This window comes from Corallococcus sp. AB030 (assembly GCF_003668965.1).
Taxonomy (GTDB): Bacteria; Myxococcota; Myxococcia; order Myxococcales; family Myxococcaceae; genus Corallococcus; species Corallococcus exiguus.
This window is the reverse complement of record NZ_RAWQ01000235.1, coordinates 1-15528: the sequence shown is the minus strand read 5'-3', so window position 1 is coordinate 15528 and position 15528 is coordinate 1. Positions and strand designations below refer to the sequence as shown.

The window sequence follows — 15528 nt, the reverse complement described above, 5'->3', positions numbered from 1 at the left end:
ACGAAGGCCCCAGCCGCCTGCCCCCGCCCCGCGCGTGGGTGACGGCCGCCGTCGTGGCCTTCGTCATCTGGCGCGCGGGCCGCTTCGTCTCCCGCTGGACGGGCCGCGCCCCGGTGCTGGAGGCCACGCGCTTCCTCGACCGGGTGGATGTGGTGCTCCAGAAGGCCCATGTGCCGCGCTTTGAACACGAGACGCTGGAGGACCTGACCACGCGCCTGGCGCGTGAAGGCCATCCGCTGGCGCTGGCGCTGACGCCCCTCACCCGCCGCTACCTGGAGGCCCGCTTCGGCGGCCGTGCCCTGCGCGAGGGAGAGGCCGAGCACCTGCTCGCCACCTTGCGCCGCGCGCTGGATGCGGAAGCCGCCCGTCGAGCAGTAAAGCCGGCCGGACAGGCGGGCCCTACCGCCCGCGCCTCCTGAGCGGAAGAGAAGTGCCCTCTGGAGGGAAGCGGGCTTCCGTCGCCGGTCGCTCGCCCTCCCCAGGAACGCCCGGCCGAGGTGGAGAAATGTCTCCACAGCCGCCACCCGTCGCCATTAAGCGTTTCACGCAACCCCATTCGCGAACGTCATGGCGACGTGCGCTCGAGGGCACCGCGCCGTGCATTTTCTCCCCTCGCAGACCCGCGGTTTTCCTACCGGCCACGGGTAACGGTTACAGACCGTTGCCAGGGGACGCCCATCTGCGCCTTCCAACCCCTCGGAGACACACGCGAATACATCCAACCCTGGTTGGCATCCCGGTTGCTCAGGGCAGACACGTCAAGTTGTAGGACTTGAACCCAGAGCACCTTTCAAGCGCCTCCGCCGCGGCAGGAGGCCCGATTTGGAGAATCCATCCATGCAGGCTTCGACCGAGCAGTCGTCCAATTCTGGCTCCCTCGCGATGTATCTCTCGGAGATCAACCAGTACTCGCTCCTGAAGGTGGAGGAGGAGCAGGAGCTGGCGCGCCGGTTCATCAAGGGTGACCTGGCCGCGGGCCACCGCCTGGTGACGAGCAACCTGCGCTTCGTGGTGAAGGTCTCCTACGAGTACCGCTCCTACGGCATCAAGATGTCGGACCTCATCCAGGAGGGAAATATCGGCCTGATGAAGGCCGTGCAGAAGTTCGATCCGGACAAGGGCATCCGCCTCATCTCGTACGCGGTGTGGTGGATTCGCGCGTACATCCAGAACTACATCCTGAAGAGCTGGTCCCTGGTGAAGCTTGGAACCACGCAGGCGCAGCGCAAGCTGTTCTTCAGTCTGGCACGCACCCGCCGGGAGCTGGAGAAGCTGGGCAGCGGCGAGACCGTGGTGAACGTGGATGAGATTGCCCGCAAGCTCCATGTGAAGCCCGGCGAAGTGCGTGAGATGGAGCAGCGCATGGGTGGCCGGGACTTGTCCCTGGACGCGCCCATGGGCGAGGACGGCGGCAACAGCCACGTGGACTTCGTGGTGAGCGCGGCGGCGCCCCAGGACGACGAGTTCGCGGACAAGGAGGAGGCGGGCCTCATCAACAACCGCGTCCGCACCGCCCTGATGCGCCTGGATCCGCGCGAGCGCTTCATCATCGAGCAGCGCGTGATGAACGAGCGCCCCATGACGCTCAAGGAGCTGGGCGAGCACTTCGGCTTCTCCCGCGAGCGCGCGCGCCAGCTGGAGATCCGCGCCAAGGACAAGCTCAAGTCGGAGCTGGCCGCCCTGATGGCGGAGGTGGATCCGGAGACGCTCGCCGCCCAGGGCTGAGGGCTGTTTTCGCGCCCCGGCGGAGACCCTGCTAGAACGGGCCCCCTGATTTCCTGTCAGGAGTGCCTGCTTGTCCCACGGTTCCCCGCCGGTCGTCGATGATCGCGTCCCCCTCGCGGAGGCGCATGGTGCCCCGCACAAACCCTATGTGTCCCCCGAGCAGTCGCCCACGGAGCTGACCCTCCGCGGTCTGGTGCTCGGGTCGGTGCTGGGCATCGTGTTCGCGGCGTCGTCCGTGTACCTGGCCATCAAGGTCGGCCTCACGGTGTCCGCGTCCATCCCGGTGGCGGTGCTCTCCATCGCCATCTTCCGGGCCCTGGGGCGCTCCAGCATCCTGGAGAACACCATCGTCCAGACGACGGGCTCCGCGGGTGAGTCGCTCGCGTTCGGCGTGGCGGCGGCGCTGCCCGCGCTGCTCATCCTGGGCTACGACATCAGCCTCACGCACGCGTTCCTCACCGCCGCGCTGGGCGGCGTGCTGGGCGTGCTGATGATGATTCCCCTGCGCCAGGGCCTCATCGTCCAGGAGCACGGCAAGCTCACCTACCCGGAGGGCACCGCCAGCGCGGACGTGCTCATCGTCGGAGAGCAGGGCGGCACCAACGCCCGCACGGTCATCCTGGGTTTCATCATCGGTGGCGTCTACAAGTTCGCCTACTCCGGGATGAAGCTCTTCAAGGAGGCCATCGGCACGCCCATCAAGGGGCTCAAGGCCGCGACGCTCTCCACGGAGGTGTCCCCGGAGCTGTTGGGCGTGGGCTACATCATCGGGCCTCGCGTGGCGGGCATCACCTTCGCCGGCGGCGTGCTCAGCTACCTCATCCTCATCCCGATGATCTCCTTCTTCGGCAGCGGCATGGAGACGCCGCTGCTGGTGCACAACGGGATGCTGATCAAGGACATGTCGCCGGATCAGATCCGCAACGCGTACGTGCTCTACATCGGCGCGGGCGCGGTGGCGACGGGCGGCCTCATCAGCCTCATCCGCTCCCTGCCCACCATCGTGGGCGCCTTCAAGCGCAGCGTGGAGACGCTGCGCCAGTCGCGCACGCAGGGCGCCCTGCCCACGGTGCTGCGCACGGATCAGGACCTGCCCATCACGGTGGTGCTGGTGGGAAGCGCGCTGCTCATCCTCGCCATCTGGCTGGCGCCGCCGCTGCACGTGAACTTCATCTCCGCCATCCTCATCGTCATCTTCGGCTTCTTCTTCGTGACGGTGAGCGCGCGCATCACCGGTGAGATTGGCTCCTCGTCCAACCCCATCTCCGGCATGGTGGTGGCCACGCTGCTCGTCACCTGCCTCGTGTACCTGCTGTTCGGCTGGACGTCGTCGCCGGACCGCTTCATGGCGCTCACCACGGCGGCCATCGTGGGCATCGCCGCGTCCAACGGCGGCACCACCGCGCAGGACCTGAAGACGGCGTTCCTCGTGGGCGGCACGCCCAAGAAGCAGCAGATCGCCCTCTTCGTCGGCGTGCTCACCAGCGCCATGTTCATCGGCCTGGTGCTGGTGCTGCTCAACCAGGGCGCTACCGCGGTCATCCCAGAGGCGCACCCGGGCGTGCAGGTGACGGAGCTGACGCAGGAGACGCGCACCCAGCACACCTACCGCTGGTCGGTGTCCCAGGACGCGCTCACCCAGCGCGGCATGACGCCCGAAAAGCTCAAGCGCTCGCTGTGGGCGGAGCGCCTGGACGCGACGCCGGTGGACGGAGCGCTGGAGCTGCGCAGCTGGCGCCCGATGCCGCCCGAGCAGCTGTCCGGCCTCACGCTGACGCCGGCCAACGGCCCGTCACTGAAGCTGTCGGACGCGGGCGCCATCACCGCCGGTCCGGACCGCGTCTACAAGGAAGGCTTCGTGCGCGGCGCGGACACGCCCGTGCCCGCCGGCCGCTATCTGGTGGATGACCAGGGCGCCATCCAGTACGTGGTGGACCCGGGCATCGGCGGCCGCATCAGCGAGTACGAGGGCCAGACGCTCACCCGCTACTCCGCGCCCAAGGCGCAGCTGTTCGCGCTCATCATCGACGGCATCCTCACGCAGCGGCTGCCGTGGGACCTGGTGCTGCTGGGCGTCTTCATCGCGCTGATGCTGGAGCTGTGCGGCGTGTCCTCGCTGCCCTTCGCGGTGGGCGTGTACCTGCCCATCAGCAGCAGCGCCCCCATCTTCGTGGGCGGCATGGTGCGCCACTTCGTGGACAAGCTGCGCGGTGGCAGCGCGGCGGAGTCCGAGTTCTCCCCCGGCACGCTGATGTCGTCCGGCTACATCGCGGGCGGCTCCATCGCGGGCGTGCTCATCGCGTTCCTGGAAATCGCCAGCGACGGGGCCTGGACGCGCGCCATCAACCTGCCCGCCCTCTTCGGGCATGAAGGCGCGGTGGGCTCCTTCCTCAACGCCGTGGGCGAGAGCGAGCTGGCGCACCCGACGTGGTCCAACGTCTGGGGCCTGGCGTTCTTCGCCGTCCTCACCGCGGTCCTGTTCCGCTCGGCCGTCAAGGGCAAGAGCGGCGCGGAAGCCCCGCCGCCGTCGCACTGACGGCTTGAAGCACCCTCCCCGCTTCGTGCTCGCGGGGAGGTTTACGTCACAGCCCGGGCACCGACGGCGGCACCTCCGTGTCGCCGCCGGCAGCGTCCGCGGACCCCTTCGCGCAGACGTACTCCGCGCGCAGCGGCGTCACGATGCCGAAGGTGAAGGCGTAGACGAACGGGCTCCACCACGGCCAGTACACGTCCACCCGGGACAGGCCATGCCGGCACTCCGCCGCGGCCACGTTGGACGTCGTCAGCCCCTCCACCAGGCTCACACCCGTCTGGGCCTCCGGTGCGCCATCCCGCGGCGCCGGACTGCGCACGCTCATGCGGAAGCAGCCCGTGAGGGACGCCAGGACCAGGGCGGACGCGGCCAGTCGCTTCATGGACGGGACTCCAGGCTGCAAAGGGACTCCTTGCGTAACACACCGGGGCTTCACCGCCAGTCCGCCCCATGTTGCCCAGGTGTCACGCCAACCCCCTGGATTCTGGGCAATTGTCGAATTGGGAGCCGGACCTGGACGGGAGTACACTCCAGGCTCCCCCCACCGGGGCCTTCCACCCCCTCCGGATTCTTCCAGGATTCATGGCACAGCCCCAGAAAGTCACGGACGCGACCGCGGAGCCGGAGCAGTCACCGGAGGTCCGCGAGAAGGTGGAGCTGGCGAAGACGTTCGCGTTCCACCTGCTCAAGGGCATCAAGCAGATTGGCATGTACCGCCACAACGAGGCGCGCTTCCCGGAGTTCCTCTCCAAGGCGCTGGAGGCCATCTCCACGTACACGGAGAAGTTCGGACCGCTCTCGCTGAAGGTGGAGCAGCAGAACTTCATGCTGCATGGCGAGCCGCTCTTCTCCGAGGAGTCGCCGCTCCCCTACAAGTTCTTCCGCGACGGCATCCGCCAGCTCATCTTCCGGCCGGGGCTGCCGCTGGAGGAGCTGGTCACCCTCACGCTCATCGCGCTGTCGGAGCCGGAGCGCGGCGCGGACGACGTGCTGGCGCAGCTGTGGCGCGCGGGCATGCAGCAGGTGGAGTACGTGGTGGTGGAGGGCTTCTCCATGGAGGGCGCCTCCGAGGACGAGGTCCAGGTGGAGGTGGACAAGGTGGTGGGCTACCTCTACTCCCGCCTCCAGACGAACTCGGATGACTTCCTGCGCTTCGCGCGCGTGTCCGCGGAGGACCTGGACGCGAAGCTGGACGGCGTGGAGCAGATCCGCGGCCTCGTCGTGGGCGGCCGGCACGCCTCCGACGACCTGAAGGCCCGCATCCAGCGCGACATCACCGAGGAGGAGAACGCGCGCCTCTTCCCCAAGCTGGTGGGCGCGGTGTTCCAGGTGGTGGAAGGCGGCGTGGATGACGCGGCGCTGCTGGAGGAGATCTTCCTGCAGCTCTTGGACATGCTGCTGCTCCAGGACGACTTCGCCACGGTGAACCAGATCGTCCTCAAGCTGCGCGCGCTCTCCCAGCGCGAAGGCGGCGAGGATCTGGGGCGCATGCTCAACAACTTCCTCCACAAGATGGGCGAGGAGCAGCGCCTCACGCGGCTGGGCGAGTCGCTGAAGACGACGCGCACGCGGCAGCCGCAGGACGTGACGCGCTACCTGCAGGCGCTGGGCGTGGACTCGGTGCTGCCGCTGCTCAGCGTGCTGGAGACGATTGAGCTGCCGGAGAACCGCCTGCTCATTGGCGACGTGCTGGCCACGTTCGCGCGCGACCTGCCGGAGCCCTTCGTCGCGCGCCTCTTGTCGGACCGGCCGCAGACTGTGCGCGACATGGTCTACATCCTGGAGAAGAGCAACCACCCGGAGCGGGTGAAGATGTTCGGCCAGGTGATGAAGAGCCCCAACCTGGTGGTGAAGCTGGAGGTCATGCAGATCATCGGGCGGGGCCGCACGGCGGAGGCCCGGCGCATCATCCTGGATGCGCTCACCGACGGCGTCGCGCAGGTGCGCATGCTGGCCGCGAAGCTGCTGCCGGAGTTCGACCGCGAGCGGGCCTTCACGGACCTGGTGCGGCAGGTGCGCGAGTCGAGCTGGGACAAGAAGACGTCCGACGAGAAGGCCGCCTTCTATGCGGCCATCGGGGCCACCAACCTGCCCGCCGCGCTGTCGATGATGCAGCAGTTGCTGACGGTGAAGCCGTCACTGCTGAACAAGCGGCGTGTGATGGAGGACAAGCTGCTGGCGATCATGGGCCTGGGCGGCGCGGGCTCCATCCAGTCCTACAAGATGTTGCAGGGCGTGTTGGAGGACAAGGCGCAGCCCTTGGACGTCCTCACCGCGGCCCGCAAGGCGATGTACCAGACGCGCAAGGCCCTGTTCGGGGACTCGGCGCTCCCGGAAGAGGCGAGCTGACACCATGGCCGACAATCTGAAGATCAATCAGACCCAGGAAGAAAACCTGGGCGAGTACGGTCGAGAGCACAACGAGAAGCTCCAGAACCTGTCGCGCTCCATGCTCGCCGGCCTCTACATGCTGGTGCGCTCGGTGAAGATGTATGACCCGGAGAACGCGGTCTTCGAGAAGCCGCTCCACCAGCTCCAGGACATCATCAACCAGATCATCGGCAAGGAAGGCCGGCTGGAGCTGACGGGCGTCAAGGACTCGTACTACCTGAACGGCATGCTGGTGAAGGTGGACCTGAACTCCATCGAGAATCAGCGCTACCTGCTGGCGGAGATGCGCGCCAAGGACGTGGGCGGCATCACGCTGACCAAGCCCGTCACGGTGCAGGAGCTGAAGAACTTCGTCTGGATCTTCAGCAAGGAGCAGTCCACCGCCGCGGAGGAGGACGGCCTGCAGGGGCGCAAGCTCCTCAACATGCGCGTGGCGAAGTTCTCCAAGCTGAAGGAGAAGCTGAACAAGGACATGGACACGCCGGGCGACCAGAAGGTCGACCGCAAGAAGTACGCGATGACCGTGTACGCCCGCGCGGTGTTCTTCCTGCAGAAGTACCTGGAGTCCGTGCGCGCGGGGAAGCCCATCGGCTCGTCGCGGGCGCTGCGCCTGGTGCAGGACTTCGTGGACATCTCCTACGATCAGCGCACCCACTTCCTGGGCATGACGACGCAGAAGCGCGAGGAGGACTACCTCGTCTACCACCAGGTGAACGTGGCGCTGATGTGCATCGTGTTCGGCGCGGAGCTGGGCCTCACCAAGCCGCAGCTGCGCGACCTGGGCTACATCGCCCTCTTCCACGACGCGGGCATGACGACGCTGCCGGAGGAGCTGGCCACCAAGCGCGGCGCGCTCACCGCGGACGAGAAGACGACGGTGGCCCGCGCCCCGCTCATCAGCGTGCGCAACATCCTGATGGAGAAAGGCTTCAGCCGCTCCACGCTGCTGCGCGTGGTGACGACGTTCGAGCACAAGACGGACTACGGCACCGCGGTGCGGGACGCGCGCGGCAACATCCAGATGATCATCCCCAAGACGAACCTGGGGGTGTACGCGAAGATCATCGCCATCTGCGACGCGTACGACGCGCTCACCTCCCGCAGGCCCTACCGGGACGCGTACGGCCCGGAGGTGGCGCTGATGCTGATGTGGACGGAGATGCGCCAGAAGTTCGACCCGGAGCTGCTGTCCGTCTTCATGCGGGTGATGGCCATCCAGCCCATCAAGGTCCTCTCCCGCCGCCAGCAGCAGATCAGCGTTTCCGGCCTGTAGCCTTCTTCGCCGCCGGATTCTTCGCCGCGGGCTTCGCCTTCGTGGGCGGGCCCGCGGGGACGCTCGCCTCGCGCAAGCGCGTGAGCGCCTTCTGGAAGTCCTCCGGGAGGGGGGCTTCCAGGTCCAGCGCCTTGTGGGTGCGCGGGTGTTCGAAGGCCAGGCGCCACGCGTGCAGCGCCTGGCGGCCCACCGCCTCCTGCGCGTCCGCCACCGCGCCCTTCGCCTTGCGGCCGGCGCCGTAGAGCGCGTCGCACAAGAGCGGGTGTCCGGCTTCCGCCAGGTGGACGCGGATCTGATGCGTGCGGCCGGTGAGCAGGTCCACCTCCACCAGCGCGGCGCCGTCGAAGGCCTCGCGCACGCGGAACAGGGTGATGGCGGTCTTGCCCTCCTTCACCTTGCCGGTGAACTTCTGGCGGTGGATGGGGTGGCGGCCGTAGAGCGTCTCGATGCGCCCTTCCGCGGGCGGCACGCCATGCACCAGGGCCAGGTACGTCTTCTGGACCTCGCGCGTCTTGAAGGCCTTCTGGAGCGCCACCAGGGCCTGCTCGTGCTTGGCGACGACGAGGCAGCCGGTGGTGTCCTTGTCCAGCCGGTGGACGATGCCGGGGCGCAGCTCGCCGCCCACGCCGGCCAGGTCCTTCACGCGGTGCAGCAGCGCGTTGACCAGCGTGCCGGACGCGTGGCCCGCGCCCGGGTGCACCACCATGCCGGCGGCCTTGTCCACGACGACGAGGTCGCGGTCCTCGTGCAGCACGGACACGGGCAGGGCTTCCGCCTGCGGGATGGCCGCGACGGGTGCGGGGATGTGGAGGGACAGCAGCTCCCCTCCGCGCAGACGCTGCGCGGCCTTGGCGGGCTTGCCGTCCGACAGCACGTGGCCGTCGGCGATGAGGCCCTGGAGGCGGGAGCGCGTGAGGTCCGGGAACGCGCGGGCCAGGTACGCATCCAGTCGCTCACCCCGGGCTTCGGGGAGGGCACGGTGCTCGCGCGTGTCGGGTGCGGCCACGGAGGAGGGCGCTACCAGATCTTCGACTTCACGTGCGCCTTGGAGCGCAACACGATGTCGTTGATGGCGCGCTCGAAGAAGTTCGCCTGGGTGCTGATCTCCACGCTCACGCGGCTCTTGTAGAGCGCGCGCCCCTCTTCCAGTTCCTCCTTGAGGACCTCGAAAAGGTTGTCCTGCTCGATGCCCTTGATGATCTTCTGCTCGTTGTAGAGCGAGATATCGGAGGCGATCGCGCGAGCGAGTCGCATCGCCTTGACCTTTTCCTCTTCCGTCATCGTGCCACTACTTAGGCACCCACCCCGTGCGAGTCAACTTTTCCCGTCGCATGGCAGGGGGCCCGGCCGACTCCCGGTCAACGGCCCGACTTGGCGGGTTTCTCGGAGAACAGCGCGAGGTAGCTCTTGGACACTCGCAGGGGGTCCAGACCCAGCTCGCGGGCGAGGTTCATGAGGATGCCGCGCAGGTACACGGTGGTGGGGAGCGCGGTGTAGCGGTCCGCCTCCACGTTCTCCAGGTGACGCACGGAGATGCGGGTGCGGTCGGCCAGCTGCTGGATGGAGAGGCCCCGGGCCTCGCGGACGCGGCGGAGCAGTTCGCCGTTGAACTCGGCGTCCGAGGGGATGTCCACGCCCCGGGGGCGGGCCTCGCGGACCTTGGCGGCCACCTGGGCCAGCGCGGACTCAGCGGTCGCGATGGCGGAATCCTGAGCCAGGACCTGGGCGTCCCCGAGCTTGCGGACCGTGGGGCCCTTCACCGTGGGGCCCTTCACGGTGCCCGGCCCCGTGGGGCCCTTCTGCGGCGAACGCGAGTCGCCAGGGCGAGACGACGTCAGGGGCCGAACGGCGGCGCGGGAGGCCCCGGTGGCGGGGATCCGGGCCAGCGCGGTCGTACTGGAGTCCAGGGTCGGAGTGCCCGGAGCGGGGTTCGGATCCGACTCGCCCTGGGTGGTCGTCACCGCGGCCGCGTCGGAGGCGGGCGCGAGGCTGGCGGCCACGGATCCGGCCTCCGGGGCCTGGGGCGCGGCGCTGGCTTCCGGCGCGGGCGTCGCGGCGCCAGCTTCAGGCACGTGAGTCGCGGCAACTGGCGCGGAGGGCGTGGCGCTCTCTTCCGGCGTGAGCGGCGCGGCGGGCGTGGCGCTGACCTCGGCCACGGGCGACACGGCCACGGGATGGGGGTCCGTCACGGGCTGGGGAGCCGGGACCCCTGTTGCCTCGGAGGCAACAGGCGCATCGAGGGCCTCCACGCGGTCTGGTGCGACCGCTGCGGAAGGCTCCGCGGCTTCCGGGGGCTCGACGGAGGAGCTCGCGGGCGCGGAAACGGATCCAGCCGGAGGCTCGGCTTCCGAAGGGGACGCGACCGCATTGGCAGGGGTCTCGGCCGAGGCAGGTGCCTCGTCCTTGGGTGCCGAGGCAGCCGGCGCGTTCTCGGCGATGGAGGACTTCGCGTCCACGGCGGGGGCCGGCGCTTCGATGACTCCCCTGCCCTGGCCGCGCAGCGGACTCGCGGGGACGTAGACGAACGACAGGCTCCGGGTGAACGAGGCACGGAAGGCCTCCACCACCGCCACGCCTCCCACCATCACCGGCTCGGAGGGCACGCCTGGCGCGTCCATCCCCGAGGACTCCTGCCGCTTCGACTCCTCACCCCGCATCCGCTCCTCGCTCTTTCCAGGCGTCCCGCTCGCGCGAGCCGCCTCCCCTTCATCGTCGTTCACGGACGTAGCGGCCTTCAGTCGCGACTCCGCCTCCAGCCTTTCGGCATCCACCGCGCCCGCGGCCTTCGCCAGCGCCGCCGCCGCGGTGGCCAGGGCCTCCGCGACACGCGCGGCCGAGTCCACCGCGCCCGCGGCCTCCGCCGTCGCGGCGGCCTTCGCCAGCCGCTCCGTGGTCAGCCCGATGGAGCGGTCATACTCGACGCGCAGGTCCGCGTCGGTGAGCATCTCCATCGCTTCGTTCATCCGGTCACGCAGCGCTTCCACCTGATCCGGATCCCCCAGCGCGTACACCGCGATGGAATCCGGCGAATACAGCTCCATCAGGCGCTGGTGGGCCGCGCGGATGTCCGCGTCGCTCGCCGTGGGCGGCACCTCCAGGATCTCGTAGTAGGTCTGCTGCGCGAAGGGCTTCATGGGATGGCGGACTCGGGGGAAATGCCGTCGAGCGTCAGGATACGCGCGGCGATGCGCTGGAGTCCCTGGGATACGGGCGAATCGGGCCGCTCGAGGAGCACCGGCTTGCGCTTGCGCACCGCGCGCCACGCTTCATCGTCGTGGCGCAGGGCGCCCAGGTCATCCATGTCGATACCGAAGAACTTCTTCCACGCGGACACCATCGCGGCGCCCACCTTCTCGTCCGCGTCCGTGCGCGCCTGATTGACGACGAGCCGCACGTGGAACGCCGCCAGCTCCCGCTCCAGCCGCTCCGCGTCCGAAGGGGCCTTGCGCCGCACCTGCGCGACGATGTCGTGCAGCGTCCGCAGGGCGCCCTCACGGGTGGACAGCGCGCCCTCGACCATGTCCTGGATACCGTAGCGCGCCTCCGTCTGCTGGAGCTTGCGGAAGAAGGCCGCCTTGACGAAGCGGTACGCGTTCTCCACGGACGTGGGCTCCGGCAGCACGACGAGCAGGCCGTGGTCCGCGATGAGGAAGAAGTCGAGCGTGTTGAAGCTGGTGCCCGCGCCCAGGTCCAGGATGAGGTAGTCCGCCGTCGTCTGGGACAGCAGCGTGCGCAAGAGCTTCTGTTTCTGCGCGTACTTGAGGTTCGCCGCGTCCAGCGAGTCCTGCGCGCCGGCGATCAGCGACAGCCCCGGCACGCCGGTGGAGACCATCACCTCTTCGAGGTTGGCCTTCCCGCGCCGGAGGAAGTCCGACAGCGTGGACTCCGGAGGGCCCACGCCCAGGCACGTGTGCAGGTTGGCGCCGCCCAGGTCCGCGTCCACGAGCAGCACCTTCTGGCCTGCCTGCGCGAGCGCGACGCCCAGGTTGGCGGACACCATCGACTTGCCGATGCCGCCCTTGCCGCCGCCCACCGCGATGATCCGCCGCGCGCGGGAGCGCCGCGCGAGTCCCGCTGGACCCGAGGGCGATGCGTCATTGCCTGCACGCGGCGAAGTGCCAGCCAGGGGGGCGGGAGCGGATGGAGGCAAGGGGGCGGGCTTCACGAAGGCTCGCATCAAAGCCCGTCCTACCGCCCGAGTCGACACCCCGCCATTTCACGGCCGACCCTGTAGCGCCCGGAGCCCGCGCCCCGGAGCCAGGAGGCTCGGGGAGCAGGCGGCCGGGGAGCCGTTCGCTGTCACTCGTCGAGCAGCTCGACGTTCCAGTACGACACGTCCGCGAGGTGGAGGAACGGCAGCCACTCCCGGTAGGTGATCTTGCGGATGGCGCCGCGGAACAGCGGCGTCCAGCGCGGGCGCACGGGCTTCTTGAGCAGCCGCATCCCGGCCTGTTCCGGAGTGCGCCCGCCCTTCTTCAGGTTGCAGGGCACGCAGGAGCACACGACGTTCTCCCACGTCGTCTTGCCGCCCTGGGTGCGGGGGCTGACGTGGTCCAGGTTGAGCTCGCTGCGGGGCAGCTGCTTCGCGCAGTACTGGCAGGTGTCGTTGTCGCGCGCGTAGATGTTGAGGCGCGAGAAGCGCACCTTGGCGCGAGGCAGGTGGTCATACGCGCCGAGCACGAGGACGCGCGGCACGCGGATGGTGCGGTCGATGGTGGTGATGCTGTCCTGGGTGGCGCTGAGGGCGGCCCAGTCCTCGAACTCATACAGCCGGTACTGTTCGTCGATGGCTTTGGCGACGCCCTGATACAGCAGGGAAAAGGCCCGTTTGACTGACGTCACGTGAACCGGTTGGTAGTACCGGTTTAAAACGAGCACGGCGCTGTTGATCATGGCTGGCTTCCCGAACGGGCGGCCGCCACAGCCTGCGCGACCTGCCCCAGGTCCTCCTCTGAGAGACACCGGACGTCGAGAACGACCTCGTCATCCGCAATCCTGCCAATAACCGGCACCTCGGCTTCGCGCAGACGTTCCAGGAATACTTTCGGCGCTTCTACGGTGAGGCTGCAAGCGTAGGAAGGCAACCGGGACAGAGGCATGGCACCTCCACCCACCTGTCCATCCACGGACACGACACGGCCCTCCACGCCCAGCGCCGCGAGCAGGGCCGCCAGGCGTTCGGCACGGGATCGCAACAAAGCCGGTTGCTGGGTGAGCAGGCTTTGGGTGGGGACCGCGTCCGCGCGGCCATCCCGGTACAGCTCCAGCGTCGCCTCCAGGGCCGCGACCGTCATCTTGTCGACACGCAGCGCACGTGTGAGCGGGTGGGATTTGATGCGCTGAAGCAGGTCCGGGCGGCCGACGATGACGCCGGCCTGGGGGCCGCCGAGGAGCTTGTCGCCGGAGAAGGCGACGACGTCCGCGCCGTCCCGGATGGCCTGGCCGACGGTGGGCTCCGGGGTGAGGCCTGGGCCGGACAGCGGAATGAGCGCGCCGGACCCCAGGTCCTGGAACACGGGCACGTCACGGGAGCGTCCCAGTTCGGTGAGCTCCGCGAGGGACGCCTCTTCCGTGAAGCCGACGAGCGCGAAGTTGGAGCGGTGGACCTTCACGATGAGGCCGGTGTCTGGACTCAGTGCGTTGGCGTAGTCCGCGCGGCGGGTGCGGTTGGTGCTGCCCACTTCGACGAGCTTCGCGCCGGACTGGCGCATGACGTCCGGGATGCGGAAGCCTCCACCGATTTCGACGAGTTCACCGCGGGAGACGACGCATTCGCGACCGGAGGCGAGCGCGGCGAGGACGAGGAGCACTGCGCCCGCGCAGTTGTTGACGACGATGGCGTCCTCCGCGCCGGTGAGCGTGCGCAGGAGGCCGATGAGCGGAGCGTAGCGGCTGCCGCGTTCGCCTTCGTCCAGGTCGTATTCGAGGTTGGAGTAGCCCCGGGCCACGGCGACGACGCGCTCCACGGCTTCTGGAGCGAGCGGTGCGCGACCGAGGTTTGTGTGGAGCACGACGCCGGTGGCGTTGAACACGCGCCGGAGGTTCGGCGTGGCCAGGGACGAGAGCGCCGCCTCCACGTCCGCGTCCTCGAAGGGGCGCAAGTCACCAGCGAGGAGCCGGGACCGCACGCGTTCGACAGCGAGCCGCAGGGCCGCGACCGCGCGGGCATGGGGAAGGTTCGCGAGCCGGAACTCCAGCGACGGCCGCCGCAGGAGTTGTTCGATGGAGGGAAGACCGCGAAGCAGCGCGTTCTTTTCATCCGGGGAGTTCGACGCAGCGCCCATGCGTCGGGAGTCTACTCCCCGGACTTGCGACGAGAAGAGCGGTCACTCAACCGTCGCAGGAACGCAATCCCAGACAGTGAAAACTCACCACCCGCCGTACGGCACGGTGATGGCCTCCATGTAGTGGCCGTTGGGGTCCTGGAAGTAGACCCCACGGCCTCCGTCATGGGTGTTGATCTGGTTCTCATGCTGGCCGCGCGGGTCGGCCCAGTGCTGGATCTTCCGGTCGCGGATCTTCGCGATCAGCGAATCGAAGACCTCCTCCGTCACCAGGAACGCGTAGTGCTGCCCGTGGATCGCGTCCTGCGTGGTCACGTAGTCGAGCGACGCCCCATCCGTCAGCTTCACCACCTGGAAGTGCCCGAACGGCGTGGGCTCCGGCAGCCCGAGCAACTCCGCGAGGAATTGCGCGGACGCGACCTTGTCCTTCGCGGCGATGATCGTGTGGTTGAATTTGACAGACATGGAGGCCCCCAGGGAAGGAGCCTCCTATAACGCGCGCCCCTGCTGAAGTGCCAGCGGCCATAGCTTCGCCAGTTCAGCGCGCAGCACCGTTGCACTGGCGTAACGCTCTTCGGGCCGCTTCCGCATCAGCGTGAGGACGACCTGCTCGAAGGCTTCCGGCAGCTCTGGACGCCGCTTCCTCGGAGGCACAGGCGTCTCCTGCACGTGCATCAGCATCAGCGGGACAGGCTGCGCATGCCGGAACGGCAGCTGCCCGGTGATCATCTCGTACGCCACCACACCCAGGGCATACAGGTCCGTGGCCGGCGACACGGGCACACCTGTCACCTGCTCCGGAGCCATGTACTCCGGTGTCCCCAGCGTCGCGCCCTGCGCCGTGTTGCCCATCACATGCGCGCTCTTGGCGAGCCCGAAATCCATCAGCTTCAGCACGCCCGTGCGCGTGACGAACAGGTTCCCGGGCTTCACGTCCCGGTGCAGCACCCCTTGCGCGTGCGCGTGCTCCAGCGCCACCGTGGCGTGCGTCAGCCACCGCAAGGCATTGGCCAACGTAGGTCGGCCCTCCATCATCACCTGACGCAGGTCCCTTCCCTCCAGCAGCTCCACCGTCAGGTAGTGCCGCTCCCCATCCGAGCCCACGTCAAACACATGCAGGATGTTCACGTGCTCCAGCGCCCGGGCGTGGTCCACCTCCTGGCGGAAGCGCGTCACCATCGCCTCGTCGGCGTACGGCACCGCCAACACCTTGAGCGCCACGCGCTGGTGCTTCTTCACATCCAGCGCCTGATACACCGCCGACGTCCCACCCACCCCCAGCCACTTCTCCACCCGGTAGCTCCCCGCCCCCACCTGCCCCG

General features: G+C 68.6%; 14 protein-coding genes. 5 read left to right on the top strand and 9 right to left on the bottom strand.

Annotated elements, in window-relative coordinates; all coding sequences use genetic code 11:
- The 3 genes from D7Y15_RS37250 to D7Y15_RS37240 form a co-directional block, all read left to right on the top strand.
- Positions 1–419: DUF4129 domain-containing protein (locus D7Y15_RS37250; protein WP_148712967.1), on the top strand; the 419-nt coding region annotated here is incomplete at its 5' end.
- Positions 420–837: 418 nt separating this feature from the next.
- Positions 838–1725 (top strand): RNA polymerase factor sigma-32, encoded by an 888-nt coding sequence (locus tag D7Y15_RS37245; protein ID WP_120557449.1) that lies wholly within the window; start codon positions 838–840, stop codon positions 1723–1725.
- A gap of 70 nt (positions 1726–1795) precedes the next feature.
- Positions 1796–4261, top strand: a complete 2466-nt coding sequence (locus tag D7Y15_RS37240; protein ID WP_121755545.1) for an OPT family oligopeptide transporter — start codon at positions 1796–1798, stop codon at positions 4259–4261.
- A 46-nt stretch (positions 4262–4307) separates the two neighbouring features.
- Here the strand turns inward: D7Y15_RS37240 and D7Y15_RS37235 are convergent, their stop codons facing one another.
- Entirely contained in the window at positions 4308–4640 is a 333-nt protein-coding gene (locus D7Y15_RS37235) for a hypothetical protein (RefSeq protein WP_120580126.1), read from the bottom strand.
- 200 nt (positions 4641–4840) lie between these two features.
- On the opposite strand from D7Y15_RS37235, the gene D7Y15_RS37230 reads away from it, so the two are divergent.
- Together D7Y15_RS37230 and D7Y15_RS37225 are read left to right on the top strand one after the other, a co-directional pair.
- The gene (locus D7Y15_RS37230; RefSeq protein ID WP_120580125.1) at positions 4841–6607 is read left to right on the top strand and encodes a HEAT repeat domain-containing protein; all 1767 of its coding nucleotides are present in this window, start codon (positions 4841–4843) and stop codon (positions 6605–6607) included.
- A gap of 4 nt (positions 6608–6611) precedes the next feature.
- Positions 6612–7922, top strand: coding sequence for an HD-GYP domain-containing protein (locus tag D7Y15_RS37225; protein ID WP_121755544.1), 1311 nt, complete (start codon positions 6612–6614; stop codon positions 7920–7922).
- On the opposite strand, the gene D7Y15_RS37220 is transcribed toward D7Y15_RS37225, so the two are convergent.
- The 8 genes from D7Y15_RS37220 to D7Y15_RS37185 all read right to left on the bottom strand — a co-directional run.
- Complete coding sequence (locus D7Y15_RS37220) at positions 7903–8928, bottom strand: RluA family pseudouridine synthase (protein ID WP_121755543.1); 1026 nt, start codon at positions 8926–8928, stop codon at positions 7903–7905. The genes D7Y15_RS37225 and D7Y15_RS37220 overlap by 20 nt on opposite strands.
- A gap of 11 nt (positions 8929–8939) precedes the next feature.
- Complete coding sequence (locus D7Y15_RS37215; RefSeq protein ID WP_120580122.1) at positions 8940–9203, bottom strand: hypothetical protein; 264 nt, start codon at positions 9201–9203, stop codon at positions 8940–8942.
- Between the two features lie 77 nt (positions 9204–9280).
- On the bottom strand, positions 9281–11056 hold the full coding sequence (locus tag D7Y15_RS37210; protein ID WP_121755542.1) for a helix-turn-helix domain-containing protein: 1776 nt from the start codon (positions 11054–11056) through the stop codon (positions 9281–9283).
- Positions 11053–12099: a P-loop NTPase gene (locus D7Y15_RS37205; RefSeq protein ID WP_233597366.1), complete on the bottom strand. Its 1047-nt coding sequence runs from the start codon at positions 12097–12099 to the stop codon at positions 11053–11055. The genes D7Y15_RS37210 and D7Y15_RS37205 overlap by 4 nt, the downstream gene beginning before the upstream one ends.
- Before the next feature lie 122 nt (positions 12100–12221).
- Positions 12222–12815, bottom strand: a complete 594-nt coding sequence (locus D7Y15_RS37200; RefSeq protein WP_014396030.1) for an HNH endonuclease — start codon at positions 12813–12815, stop codon at positions 12222–12224.
- A complete protein-coding gene (gene selA / locus D7Y15_RS37195; RefSeq protein WP_120580120.1) occupies positions 12812–14206 on the bottom strand; it encodes an L-seryl-tRNA(Sec) selenium transferase in 1395 nt (464 codons plus the stop codon). Before selA ends, D7Y15_RS37200 begins: the two co-directional genes overlap by 4 nt.
- An 84-nt stretch (positions 14207–14290) precedes the next feature.
- Complete coding sequence (locus D7Y15_RS37190) at positions 14291–14671, bottom strand: VOC family protein (protein ID WP_120568179.1); 381 nt, start codon at positions 14669–14671, stop codon at positions 14291–14293.
- 24 nt (positions 14672–14695) lie between these two features.
- The coding region (locus D7Y15_RS37185) for a serine/threonine-protein kinase (protein WP_148712966.1) at positions 14696–15528 on the bottom strand (833 nt) is incomplete at its 5' end.